This is a genomic window from Methanorbis rubei (assembly GCF_032714495.1).
Taxonomy (GTDB): domain Archaea; phylum Halobacteriota; class Methanomicrobia; order Methanomicrobiales; family Methanocorpusculaceae; genus Methanocorpusculum; species Methanocorpusculum rubei.
Genome location: NZ_JAWDKB010000003.1, coordinates 287,675 through 299,484 on the forward strand (window position 1 = coordinate 287,675; position 11,810 = coordinate 299,484).

The 11,810-nt window shown below is 51.9% G+C and carries 13 protein-coding genes; 4 read left to right on the forward strand and 9 right to left on the reverse strand.

Annotated elements, in window-relative coordinates:
• Positions 1-31: 31 nt before the first annotated feature.
• The gene (locus McpCs1_RS04860) at positions 32-412 is read right to left on the reverse strand and encodes a GxxExxY protein (RefSeq protein ID WP_338096136.1); all 381 of its coding nucleotides are present in this window, start codon (positions 410-412) and stop codon (positions 32-34) included.
• A 346-nt stretch (positions 413-758) separates the two neighbouring features.
• Between McpCs1_RS04860 and McpCs1_RS04865 the strand changes: the two genes are divergently transcribed.
• The 4 genes from McpCs1_RS04865 to purB all read left to right on the forward strand — a co-directional run bounded on the left by McpCs1_RS04865 (position 759) and on the right by purB (position 4,251).
• The gene (locus McpCs1_RS04865) at positions 759-1,946 is read left to right on the forward strand and encodes a proteasome-activating nucleotidase (RefSeq protein WP_420847069.1); all 1,188 of its coding nucleotides are present in this window, start codon (positions 759-761) and stop codon (positions 1,944-1,946) included.
• 1 nt (position 1,947) lies between these two features.
• Complete coding sequence (locus McpCs1_RS04870; protein WP_338096138.1) at positions 1,948-2,367, forward strand: DUF5804 family protein; 420 nt, start codon at positions 1,948-1,950, stop codon at positions 2,365-2,367.
• 47 nt (positions 2,368-2,414) lie between these two features.
• The gene (locus McpCs1_RS04875) at positions 2,415-2,636 is read left to right on the forward strand and encodes a hypothetical protein (protein ID WP_338096139.1); all 222 of its coding nucleotides are present in this window, start codon (positions 2,415-2,417) and stop codon (positions 2,634-2,636) included.
• A gap of 271 nt (positions 2,637-2,907) precedes the next feature.
• Complete coding sequence (purB, locus tag McpCs1_RS04880; protein WP_338096150.1) at positions 2,908-4,251, forward strand: adenylosuccinate lyase; 1,344 nt, start codon at positions 2,908-2,910, stop codon at positions 4,249-4,251.
• A gap of 855 nt (positions 4,252-5,106) precedes the next feature.
• Here the strand turns inward: purB and McpCs1_RS04885 are convergent.
• From McpCs1_RS04885 to McpCs1_RS04920, 8 genes are all read right to left on the reverse strand, one after another.
• On the reverse strand, positions 5,107-6,096 hold the full coding sequence (locus tag McpCs1_RS04885) for a replication factor C small subunit (RefSeq protein ID WP_338096140.1): 990 nt from the start codon (positions 6,094-6,096) through the stop codon (positions 5,107-5,109).
• Entirely contained in the window at positions 6,083-6,823 is a 741-nt protein-coding gene (locus McpCs1_RS04890) for a 4-phosphopantoate--beta-alanine ligase (RefSeq protein WP_338096141.1), read from the reverse strand. Before McpCs1_RS04890 ends, McpCs1_RS04885 begins: the two co-directional genes overlap by 14 nt.
• A gap of 3 nt (positions 6,824-6,826) precedes the next feature.
• A complete protein-coding gene (locus tag McpCs1_RS04895; RefSeq protein WP_338096142.1) occupies positions 6,827-7,675 on the reverse strand; it encodes a GHMP family kinase ATP-binding protein in 849 nt (282 codons plus the stop codon).
• A complete protein-coding gene (coaBC, locus tag McpCs1_RS04900) occupies positions 7,657-8,802 on the reverse strand; it encodes a bifunctional phosphopantothenoylcysteine decarboxylase/phosphopantothenate--cysteine ligase CoaBC (RefSeq protein ID WP_338096143.1) in 1,146 nt (381 codons plus the stop codon). The genes McpCs1_RS04895 and coaBC overlap by 19 nt, the downstream gene beginning before the upstream one ends.
• Positions 8,799-9,671, reverse strand: coding sequence for a class I SAM-dependent methyltransferase (locus McpCs1_RS04905; RefSeq protein ID WP_338096144.1), 873 nt, complete (start codon positions 9,669-9,671; stop codon positions 8,799-8,801). Before McpCs1_RS04905 ends, coaBC begins: the two co-directional genes overlap by 4 nt.
• Positions 9,619-10,716, reverse strand: coding sequence for a 60S ribosomal export protein NMD3 (locus McpCs1_RS04910; protein ID WP_338096145.1), 1,098 nt, complete (start codon positions 10,714-10,716; stop codon positions 9,619-9,621). Before McpCs1_RS04910 ends, McpCs1_RS04905 begins: the two co-directional genes overlap by 53 nt.
• 3 nt (positions 10,717-10,719) lie before the next feature.
• Positions 10,720-11,013, reverse strand: a complete 294-nt coding sequence (locus tag McpCs1_RS04915; protein WP_338096146.1) for a DUF424 domain-containing protein — start codon at positions 11,011-11,013, stop codon at positions 10,720-10,722.
• 608 nt (positions 11,014-11,621) lie between these two features.
• The coding region (locus tag McpCs1_RS04920) for a hypothetical protein (RefSeq protein WP_338096147.1) at positions 11,622-11,810 on the reverse strand (189 nt) is incomplete at its 5' end.

Consider the following 11,810-nt stretch of genomic DNA (forward strand, 5'->3'; position numbering starts at 1 on the left):
GCACGGAATTTTTTTGGAAATTGTATTGTGTTTATACAATGATTCGTTTGATCTCAGCTCCCGGAAAATGATTGAAGTTGATGAGAAATCCTAATCGATATCCGGTAAGTCGGAGGTAATTGTGAAGTTGCGCTGTATGTATGCCAGTAAGAGAGTCGACTGCCTTGATTTCAAGAATTATTTTGTCATAGCAAATGAGGTCAGGACGATATGCTTGCTGAAGTTTCTTTTCTTTGTAGATTAGAGGAAGGGACTTTTGGGAGTCAAAGGGAATATTTTTCCTCAAAAATTCTTCTTCCAGACACTCCTGATATACAGCTTCCAATAAGCCGATTCCCATTTCCCGATATACTTCGTATATGGCGCCGCGAATCTCATAGGATTCTGATTCATAGAGCAATTTTTCCTCCATGAGAGTAAAAATGTTCTAACGAACAATAATTCTTCCGTGCATTTTCTCCGTGAAGCTCTGTGAAATTTCCGTGCATTCCGTGGTTACTCCAAACGAAACCGCCTACAGAAAATTCCTTTTTCTTATGCTATTTCATACCGCGGACCTCCTATTCCAAGCAAAAAAATTCAGTAAAATCCCATACTCAATCAGATAGAATATAAAGCCAGCCCCCATAATATACAGTAAAGATATGGACGAAGAAGTTCACGCACTCAATACCAATACGCGGCAAAAGGGGGCAAAAGTTGCAGACATATCTCCGGAAGCACTGGACTACAGCGATCTCAACCAGAAGTTTACTCAGATGTCTGAAGAAGTGAGACTGCTTCACAAAGAAAACGAGTCTCTCAATAAACTTCTCCGATCGGTTCGTGCGGAAAACGAATCACTGCGTACTGACAACAACCAGATCAGAATGGACAACGCCCAGCTGAAGAAGGAAAACTCCCAGCTCAAGCGTCTGCCGCTGTTCGTCGCGGTCGTCTTAGAAAAACTTCCCGGCAAAGAGCTCTACCTCCGCCAGCAGGGAAACAATCAGGAGTACGTAACCGTTGCAAGCGAAGAGATCTACAAAGAAGTAAAAGCCGGAACAAAAGTTGCGGTCAACAACACCCTTTCCGTAGTCAAAGTTCTCGGCAGCACGGTTGACTCAAGGGTCAAGGTCATGGAGCTTGACACAAAGCCCACGATCACGTTCGAAGATGTCGGCGGTCTCAAAGATGAGATCCTTGAGGTCCGCGAGGCGGTCGAGTTCCCGCTGACGCGTCCGGAGTCGTTTGAGCGGTTCGGCGTTGTTCCTCCCAAAGGCGTTCTGCTCTACGGCCCTCCCGGAACCGGCAAGACCCTGATTGCAAAAGCAATTGCAAACAATGCCGGCGTGCCGTTCCTCAGAATGGCAGGCTCTGAACTCGTCCACAAGTACATCGGTGAAGGAGCCCAGCTTGTCCGCGACCTCTTCCAGATGGCACGCGACATGGCAGCCGCGAACGGCGGAGTTGTCGTCTTCATCGATGAGATCGATGCGGTTGGCAGCATGCGGACCAACGACGGAACCTCAGGCTCTGCCGAGGTTCAGAGAACGTTAATGCAGCTGCTTGCCGAGATGGACGGCTTCAACAACCGCGGAAACATCAGAATCATGGCAGCGACCAACCGGCCTGACATGCTGGACGCAGCACTTCTCCGGCCCGGGCGATTCGACCGGCTGATCAAAATTCCGGCGCCCGATGCAGAGGCAAGAATGCAGATCTTCCGGGTCCACACCCGCAAGATGGCAGAGATGGGTTCTCTGGTCGGCATTGATTACGATGAGTTGGTGCATCTGACGGAAGGTCTGACCGGCGCTGAGATTGAAGCAATCTGCCGCGAGGCTGGTATGCTTGCGATCCGCGACGAGGCCGAGGTCATCGATGAGGGACGATTCATTGCAGCGATCCGCAAGATCCGTCATCAGGACAAAGATGATGAGCGTCCGGATATAATGTATCTGTGAGATGTTTCTGATCTGTATCGGAAAGCCGGGAGTGGATCTGTATCGGACTTTGTCTGATTCAGAAACCAGCCGGCATATTTTACGTTTTTATCATCCGAAGGAGCTGGAGTTCGGCATCTCGGTTGAGGTGGCGACCGTGTCGAGCGGACTTGCTTTGATGAGCGAGCTGCGGTGGTATGCGATGCGGTATATGCAGGATGTGCTGTTTGAGGATGCCGAGCACGGGGTGTTTCTTACGCAGAAACTTTCGCGTGAGGCGTACGACTCACGGTCGGTGACGTTGTCAAACGAGTGGGATACCCGCTACCGCATCTGTGTGACCGAAGACTGCGGAGTTATCCGGCTTCCTGAGGGAGTGCCCGAACCGGACACGGTCGTGCGGACGTTTGTGGTCTGGGGACTGCCTGAGGAGCATCCGTAATTTTTCTTCGTTAGATTAATACAGTCACAGGAAAATGGTATTAGATAATGGTAGTTCCCTGTCTGACCTGTACGGCGCTTGACAAGCACGAGTATAGTATGAATAAAGAATCCGGCAGCTACGAGTATCATGTGAGCTGCAGCCGCGGTATTGCGGTTCCCGACCCGATGCCCAAAGAGGGTTTTGTCTGCGAACAGTACGAAAATAAACTCGCGGTTCTGCCGAGAGTTCGCCGCAGCAGTTGTGCGGTTGAGATCCGCCGCGACTGAAAATATTTTTTGTGGGAATTTTTGATCATATTTTTTTCGCGTGGAAAAATAATTTCCACTGATGGAAAATCTATGGTGTGGTCAGTGTTTTCCTGCGAAGCAGTGAACAGGCCAAAGGCATGCGATACTTGGTTACCCAAAATACAACCACATAAAAAGAAATCTCAAAAAACGAATATCACAAGTTTTCCTAAACCTGTTCTGACTTCGCGAACAGAACTGTCTAAGCAAGACCTTTGATATGATTTCAGCACCAATAATTTCATCAGTTATGGCAATCCATCCGATCGATTACCGGTACGGTACTCCTGAAATGCGGAGCATCTGGAGCGAAGAGCATCGTTTTACCTGTCTTGTCCGTGCAGAGATTGCACTTGCCCATGCCGAGGCAGAAGTCGGCATGATCCCATCCGATGATGCGAAAATCATCGAACAGAACGCTCTCTCTGCATCCCTCCTTCGTGCAAAAGAGATTGAAGCCGAGATCAACCATGACACCATGGCGATGATTCGGGCAATCTCTGAAGTCTGCGGTGATGCCGGACGATGGATTCACTACGGGGCTACCTCGAACGATATTTTAGATACCGCAACCGGTCTGCAGCTCAAAGACGCATTCACCACGCTTGAGAAAAAGCTGGTTGCTCTCCTCACGGTGCTGCTGGACCGTGCCGGTTCAACAAAAAGTCTGGTCTGTTCCTCCCGCACGCATGGTCAACAGGGAGTTCCAACAACCTATGGTCTGCGGTTTGCCAACTGGGCATCGGAAGTCTCCCGTCACATCGATCGCCTGCGTGAACTTCGTCCGCGTGTTGTCGTTGGCCAGATGACCGGAGCGGTTGGTACGATGGCGGCGATGGGAACTCACGGTATTGAAGTGCAGGCTGCAATGATGAAGTATCTGGAGATCGGTTCGGTTGATGTATCCAGCCAGGTCATCTCCCGCGACCGATATGCCGAGTACATCTTCATGCTTGCAAACATCGCAACCACGCTGGACAAGATCGGTGTTGAGATCAGATCTCTGCAGAGAACCGAGATCGGCGAGGTGGAAGAGGCGTTCGGTAAGAAACAGGTCGGCTCGTCGACGATGCCGCACAAGAGAAATCCAATCAAGAGCGAACAGGTCTGCGGTCTTGCAAGAATTGTCCGTGCGATGATTGAGCCTGCCCTGCAGAATAATACTCTGTGGGATGAACGGGATCTGACGAACTCGTCATGCGAACGGATTACGTTTCCCGAGGCAACGATTCTCTGCGATCACTGTTTGAAGCTGATGACCGGAGTTCTGGAAAATCTTGTGATTAATCAGGAGAACATCAGAAGAAATCTTTTGATGCTGCATGGAATTACGCTTGCCGAGTCGGTGATGATTGAGCTGACCCGAAGAGGAATGCCGCGTCAGGATGCCCATGAGATCATTCGCGAGAGTAGTATGGAAGCCCTTGCCGCAGGAAAACCGCTGGCCGAGATTCTTTCTGCAAAGCATGATGTGGTGAAGTACGTGTCTGCTGAGGAGCTTGTCGGTCTCCTGAATCCTGATGCGTACATTGGTCTTGCCGAGGTTCAGGTGGACAATCTGATCAGAAAACTTGCGACGTACTGTTCGTTGTAATTTTTTTTATTTTTATTTTTTGTAATTGTGTTACGATGCGGTGAAAATATTTTGTCGGATTTTTTTCGCCTCAGGACACATAGACAATTTTCTGAACAGGAGTTGCATGGTAGTGAATATTTCGAATTACAACGTGATGTGATGAGACAAAAAAAATTTCGTTTCTTTTTTTCTGAAAAAATAAGTGAGCGGGCGAATTGTCTGCTGTTGGCGTATTATAAAAAATATCGGTCGAGTCAGTGTTGAGTGGACATGGTAAAGGGAAAAACGAAATCATTGTACAAAATAATCGGTTTCAGCAGGCATCTCCCAAGTGATGTGTGCATGGGGAGGATTGCGATGTTCCTTTTTCAGACACGAAAAGTGTCAGCCCCAGAATTGAGTGAATGGGAGGTGCCTTGTACTGCCGACACAGAACTCACTGCATGCCAATTCCAGGATTAATTCAAATCCCAATGGAAGAGAAATATATTGAATCCTAAGACAAGAGGAAATGACACTCGTACATTACACAGACAAAATCACACATATTTGAAAATAATTTGAAAAATAAGAAAGGATACATCCGCAAAAATATGAGGGAAAATCAGACATTACGAAATCTCAAAAAATTGATTAAATTTTTAAAAACATGCTAAATTTGATTGGTTCGACATTTCGCCCAATTTCCGGAGCAATAAACGATAGATTCATTAGGGATCTTATGCTAAATACTATTGTCTTAGGATATAACAAAATATTTTGGCAAAAAAAATACCAACTAAAAAGAAAAAATAATCATAAAACAAGAAAAATGACCAGATTCTATTCAAAAACCAGACAACAAAAAATTGTCGGAAAATAAAAAGAAAAAATCTATCCGCGAACCATCGCAGACAGAGCCGCAACAAACGCATTCATCTGCAGATACTCATTCGAACCCGCACGAATCGCAAGATCTGCGTCCGCAAACAACAGTGCCGCATCCGGCGTAAGCGTTCCCCGAAACGCTCCCCTGATAAGACCAAGCACCTCGGATCCTGAAAGCCCGTACTCGATCATCAGATTTTCCGCAATCTTTCGCGCCGCCTCATCATCCCCGCGTCTGCATGCATCAGCAACCGCATTCGCAAGCGTTCCGGTCTCGGTGTCAGAGAGCTCCGCAAGCTCCGTAACCCCGTGCAGCGCCATCAGCTCAAGCCACACCAGCGCACGGCGGAAGTCGCCGTCCGAACCAAGAATCAGCATCTCAAGACTCTCTTCAGACACTGCGCCAGGCACCCCCTCGCGGGCGAGAACTTCAAGCAGCCGCTTCTTCATCAGAGCACTTTCGATTGGCAGGAAGTAGAGCGGCACACACCGTGAGCGGATCGGCTCAATCAAAGAACTCATCGAGTTTGCCACAAACACAAACCTGCATGTCCGGCTGTACCGCTCCATAATTCTCCGAAGAGCAGCCTGCGCATCCTTCGGCAGATCGCCAGCCCCGTCAAAAATAATCAACCGGAACTCAGCAGACAGCGGCTTCAACGACGCATGCCACTTCACGATGTACTTGAAGTTCGCCAGCACCGACTTATCCTTCTGGTAGAGCGCGGTAAACCTATCGTTCTCCGAAAAATACGCATGGCCCTGCGAAAACATCACCGACACCGGCAGCACCGTTGTGTTCTCTGATGCAGACTCAGGATAAAATTCCCGCGAAAATGCCTCAAGGGCTGATGACTTCCCGCATCCTGATCTCCCGATAACCATTAAGTGTGGAAGATTGCCGCTTGCAGCATACGAACGCAGCTGACGGACCGCAGGCTCCTGACCAAGCACCTCATCAAACGTCTTTGGCCGGTACTTCTCAATCCAGAGCATGACGCAGCGTCTCCGCAATTGCCTCAACCGCTCCGGCGAGGAAATATTTTCCGTCAAACGACTCTGGCATCACCAGAGTATCCCCGGCCGCACGCAGCCTCCTACACTCGGCAGCAATGTTCGGCAGTGCCCGCGTGACCTCATCGATGATTGGGATCGTTGCCATCTTTGAGGTCCGGTCAAGAGGATTGAGATCAACTGTGATCACAATTTTACCCATACCGACCAGAGCCTCACACCGGTCGCCGTCCTCAAGCGGCACGAGCACAACGTCAGCGTCACCGATTCCCTCAGGTCGGCAGAGACCGCGGTCGTGCGGCAGCGGAACGCACCGCTCGACCGGTCCTTCGGAGACCACAACTCCCGCATCCTGCAAAACATTGGTCACCAGAGTAATCCTCTCCTCGGTTCGGTGAAACAGATTCACCTCAACCTCAGCGCCCGACGCCTGCTGAAGCTCCGCAATCTGTGGGGCCGCAAGAGCCGCAGTGTTTCCATTGATCGAAAGCACCGGATGGCGGGCTGCAAGAAGCACGCGGGCCGCGAGCTTCTCTGCCTCAAGAGCAACCGCCGGAGTTTTTTCCCCGATCAGATAATCAAATGCCTCGCCGCGTCCGTGGGAGGTCAGCCCCTCCATGGACACAACACCAGTTACAGCATGCTCGGCAAGCCGCTGTCTTGTCATAAGCGACTTATAGCGCGGATGACTTGTCGGAATATCAGACATACTTTACACCTCCAAAAGTATCGGGCCGTGCGGACAGACCTTCAAAGGAACCGCAGTCCCAAACCCTGATAAAATTTCAAAACCATCAGCTGCGGCAAACACGCCGCAGCCGAGCATCGTCATACTTGCGAGGATGCCTGCTTCATCGCAGGCATCAAGCACCGGACGAATTCGTGCGGGAATAAGACCGCTTGCCTCGGCAAACTGCCGGGACTTCATCATGAACTCCGTAAACGTCGCGGGTTCCCCGACAGGAAACGCCGCAGTGACCTGAGCCATTTTTTCGGGCGAGCCGATAACGTCAGGAGTGAATATCGACCCAAACGTGACTGAACATATCTCAGCGCTTGGGAAAAACCGGCTGTTCACTCCGAAAATTCCTGGAGCATTTCGGACCGCAACCCCTCCGCCGCTTGCCGCCGCCACATCACCAAGGCCGGTGTTGTGCGCAACCTCGGTCTCATGAGCGAGTTCTGAGATCGCTTCAGCACTCATGCCAAGTTCAAACACCGCGTTTGTCGCAGTGAGTGTTGCAAGAATTGCCGCAGCACTCATGCCAAACCCTGCACCAATCGGAAGACCGGACGTTGTCTCAACTTTTGCACAAACTCCAAGACCGGAAAGCAGTTCTTCGATGAGACCTGAGCCGTAGCTGATCAGGGATTCGCCGTCAGGCGTTCGGTCGGTGACAATGACCGAAGTTTTCGGAGAAGGAGTTACCGATGCGGTAACGCCGCGGTCGATCACAATGCCTGCGCCGCAGCTGCCGGTGGTCTTCGGCGAGTCACCGTCGATGCGTTTGAAGTATCCCGAGATATGGCCCGGCGCAAAAGCTACAGCAGTTCCTTCCATAATTCCCGAGCAATTTCTGCTTTACTGCCGGAGACCGTCCGGCTCGCATGTTTCTTCATCAGCAGATACTCTCCCGACAGGGACCCCATCACGACAGGCTTGTTTGCCGCAACAAGAACAACATCCTCTTCTTCGAGAAGTTTCTCTGCCTCGGCAACCGCGTTTTCGCCAAGCTTGAACCCGACAATTTTGATTCCCTGGTGGTACAGACGGGAGATCAGTTTCGGCTGCGGTGTAAGCCTGAGATCGCATGCCTCACCGCTTGGAATTTTTCCCGCGGTGCGGGCCGGTGCAAAATCTGAGATCGCCGCAGCACTGATATAGATATCCGGCTTGTGCTCGGCAACCTCGCGAATGACCGCCTCATGCATATCGCAAGCGCTGGTGATGCAGATGTTCCGAACATTCGGGACCACGCCGTGGACCGCGGTGTTTGCAACAACCGCCACCTCGGCACCAAGCCGGAACGCTTCAAGCGCAAGGGCGCGTCCCATCGTCCCTGAGGATCGGGTGGTCAGAATCCTCACATCATCAACCTCCTCACGGCAGGAACCGCTCGTGATGAGGACACGTTTTCCTGCGAGCGGACGCGTTGCGACCGCACGTTCCGCATACAGACAGATCTCTTCGATGCCGGCAATCTTTGCCTTCTCCTCTTCCATCCTTGGTGGAACCACTTCGATCTGCATCGAGCGAAGCGTCTCAATATTTTTGATCACAGCCGGATGGCGGTACATCGACTCATGCATCGCAGGGACAACGACGACCGGCATTCCTCTGCCGACCGCAGTCGTTGCAAACGTGGTGACAATGGTGTCATCAATACCGCAGGCGATTTTTCCGATCGTGTTCGCGGTTGCCGGTGCAATGAGAAGAAGGTCGGCTTCCCCGCCTTCTCCGCAGTAGAGGACATGCTCGACCATGCCGGTGATCTTCGTCAGCGCCGGTCTCGCGCACGCATAGGTCAGCGCATCAGGGTGGATGATGCCGCATGCCGCAGGACTCAGGATGCCAATCACTTCAGCGCCGCGCCGCCGCAGCTCGTGAGCGAGTTTCACGGTCTCAACAGCGGCAATGCTGCCCGTGACCGCAAGCACGATCCGTTTGTGTTCAAGCGTCCGGTTCATTTCAGTTCAACATCCCATACGCAGTGCCAGGTGCGGCTCGCGTACTTCTTTACTTTATGTTCGCTGAGAGAATACCTAAAGCCTGCCCCTTCGACAGCAGCGGCAACCGCGTCCGACCGGTCGCCGACCCCGTGAACATGTAGAATAGTCCCGGGGGCTGCATGAGCAAGAGCGTGCGGAAGAAAATCAATCGCGTCAAAGTGTCCCATCAGTATCCGGTCGTAGGTGCCGGAAAGCAGATCGCGGCAGTCGCCGCACTCTGCATGAACACTGCGGTGAACCGCGTTGTCATGAAGATTTTTGATCAGATACATGAACGAGACGCGATTGATCTCCATCGCATGCACCTCGGCTCCCTTGAGTGCGGCGTTGAGGGTGAAGTAGCCGATGCCGGCAAACATGTCGGCAACTTTTTCGCCTGACCGCACGAGAGACCGCAGCCGCATTTTTTCGCGCCGGTTGCCTTGCGAGAACATGATCTCTGCAGGGTTGAGCGTGTAAAAAATTCCTGCTTCACAGAAGCTGACGTCATGCGGTTTTCCGTAGAGGACAGCAGTTTCCGGCAGCCGCATGACACCTGCATGTTCCTGTAGGTGAAGAATGCAGGAAGGGTGCTCCCATGCGATGAGGTCGTCAAGCTGGTCAGCAGTCGGTGCCGCTCCGTGCAAAAGCAGGGTGTCGCCGAGTCGCTGGTAGCCGGGGCCCTTGTACGGCGTCCGGTCAGGAATCTCAAGATCGTACGGCAAGCCGTCCAGAACCGGAACATAGGCGTACTCGCCGTCGCAGTAGATGCTGCGGCTGTTGTCGCGCCAGGGTTCAGTCCTGGATAGATTCGGCAGCGAACTCTTCAATATCCTGCGGACTTTCATTGGATTTGCCTGCCGGAATCAGCTGGTCTTCGTCACGCACAAAGAGAACAGAGTCTCCGATGTCGGCGTCAATCCATGCATGATCCGGCATTTCTGCGGTTTTCTGGGTGACAGGGTCAAGCACGCCGAGGATGCCTGCGTCACGGTAGATGACCATCGCGGTTTCCGCGGTTCTGATGTTTCCAAAAAGGGGATCATCCACATCCTCGCGGAAGTTGCGGGACTGGCCGGTCTTTAGGTCGCGGACGAAGAGCATGTCTTTGGTCTGGCGGAGAATCTGGAAGTAGTCGCGGCCGTGTCTGATGATGTCGCCGCGGGAGAAACGCGGCAGCCGAATTGAGTAGGTGACGCGGTAGAGTTTGATGCCTGCTTTTTCACCGACGAGTTTCGGATGCGTGGTAAAGGACCCGCCGAGCGCACCGCAGATGTCAACAGAGATTGCGTTGCCGATCGCTTGTGAGCTGAAGATGATGTCAAGCCCGTCTTTTTGTTCGTCGACGTCGGAGACGAAGGATAAGCGGTCGCCTGCGGTCTGGAGCTGGTCTTCAATCTGGTAGGCGATCTCGGCAGCTCTCCGGAGTTCGTAAGGCGTGGGTTTTCTTCCGTTTGCACGCACCTGAATGATGCCTTCGTAGTAGCTGCCGGAGATTCTGCAGCAGCGGTCACACTGTTCACGCGCCCAGACGATTTTGATCTTTTCGGTGACTTCGACCGGTACGCCGTAGAGATTTCCTGATACGAAGACGGTGGCAATGGATCGGTTGACGCTGATGTCCACGATATGGATATCTTTCTGGATATCACGGAGATCTTTGTGCAGGGATATTGCGCCGCTCACAAGGTTGTAGGCGAGTTCTTCACGGTCGACCGGGCAGTCGGTCCAGAGGCCGGCGGTTTTGGTGGAGCCGCAGGTCGGGCAGTAGGTGCAGATGACGCGGGGTTCCATTGTTACCCAGACAGTATCTTTTACGCGGCATTTTCCGCAGAGCTCTCCGTTTTCCGACGGTGCTCCGCATTTGGGGCAGAATCCTGAGGTGAGGGTCATTGTTTAGAGTCCGTAGATTTGGGTGTGAGGGATGTCGCCGATCATGATGCAGCACTGTTTGTCAATGAGTCCTGCGGCGATGGCGAGTTCACATACACGTTTTCCGATGAGGTTGGCATTTGCTGCGGAGGTGAGGGCGGCGAGGACTGCGGCTTCGTCGACAAGCGTGTTGCCATAGAATCCAGGGTCGACGATGATGTCACAGGCAGGGCAGGTGAGCGTGGTATTGAGTAGTTCGCGGTCACAGACTGCGACGACCTCACCCTGTCCCGGGATATTGTGGATTTTAAGATACATTTCTTAGTGTATGTATTGGGTGCGGACAATAATTACATTATTGCATTTGGGAATAGGTTTGATGCCGAGCGCCAACTGCTGTGCAGGGTTGCGCCAAGTAAATGTCGATGTATTATTGGTAGTTTTAGAGATGAAGAGTAATACTCGTCTTACGCCAACCTGCCAACCTATAATATAATTTTTGTCTGATTCTTTTGGGGATATTATATATACTGAATCTTGGGTCTATGGGTGTGCTAAGATTTCATTTTAGGTTGGCAGGTTGGCGTGCTCGAATATTTCGGTTTGGTTTGTCTATCAGAGTGAGTAAATGCGTGACAGGTTGGTGCCAACTATGCACTCTCACAAAAAGATTTAGTTACTTTTTTTGAAAAAAAAGTAAATGGGCAAGCGATAAGCGTGGCCTCGTGTGAAAAGAAAACCGCAAATCCACGCAAATCTCGCCCTTCGGGCTCCACAAATCGCATTTGCGAACCGTCGCTCTCATCCCGCCGGATTCCGGCGGGCTCGTTGCTATCGCAACCGCGACTGCAAATGCTGGGCGGCGCCAGTCGGGCGCCGCCATAGGTTAAATGGATCGCATCCGAAGTGAGGACAATCTGAAAGTTTCAGACATAATGACACACCATGAATATTATCCGATAAACAACAGGCGGCGCCCGACTGGCGCCGTCCAGCGTTTGCCGTCGCGGTTGCGATAGCAACGAGCCCGCCGGAATCCGGCGGGATGAGAGCGACGAAATAGCAAACGCGATTTGCGGAGCGAGCATCAGCGAGCGAGATTTGCGTGGATTTGC

Excerpts from the sequence above, each read along its gene's own strand:
- McpCs1_RS04860 (WP_338096136.1), bottom strand. The coding sequence starts at position 412 with ATGGAGGAAAAATTGCTCTATGAATCAGAATCCTATGAGATTCGCGGC.
- McpCs1_RS04865 (WP_420847069.1), top strand. The coding sequence starts at position 759 with ATGTCTGAAGAAGTGAGACTGCTTCACAAAGAAAACGAGTCTCTCAAT.
- McpCs1_RS04870 (WP_338096138.1), top strand. The coding sequence starts at position 1,948 with ATGTTTCTGATCTGTATCGGAAAGCCGGGAGTGGATCTGTATCGGACT.
- McpCs1_RS04875 (WP_338096139.1), top strand. The coding sequence starts at position 2,415 with ATGGTAGTTCCCTGTCTGACCTGTACGGCGCTTGACAAGCACGAGTAT.
- purB (WP_338096150.1), top strand. The coding sequence starts at position 2,908 with ATGGCAATCCATCCGATCGATTACCGGTACGGTACTCCTGAAATGCGG.
- McpCs1_RS04885 (WP_338096140.1), bottom strand. The coding sequence starts at position 6,096 with ATGCTCTGGATTGAGAAGTACCGGCCAAAGACGTTTGATGAGGTGCTT.
- McpCs1_RS04890 (WP_338096141.1), bottom strand. The coding sequence starts at position 6,823 with ATGTCTGATATTCCGACAAGTCATCCGCGCTATAAGTCGCTTATGACA.
- McpCs1_RS04895 (WP_338096142.1), bottom strand. The coding sequence starts at position 7,675 with ATGGAAGGAACTGCTGTAGCTTTTGCGCCGGGCCATATCTCGGGATAC.
- coaBC (WP_338096143.1), bottom strand. The coding sequence starts at position 8,802 with ATGAACCGGACGCTTGAACACAAACGGATCGTGCTTGCGGTCACGGGC.
- McpCs1_RS04905 (WP_338096144.1), bottom strand. The coding sequence starts at position 9,671 with ATGAAAGTCCGCAGGATATTGAAGAGTTCGCTGCCGAATCTATCCAGG.
- McpCs1_RS04910 (WP_338096145.1), bottom strand. The coding sequence starts at position 10,716 with ATGACCCTCACCTCAGGATTCTGCCCCAAATGCGGAGCACCGTCGGAA.
- McpCs1_RS04915 (WP_338096146.1), bottom strand. The coding sequence starts at position 11,013 with ATGTATCTTAAAATCCACAATATCCCGGGACAGGGTGAGGTCGTCGCA.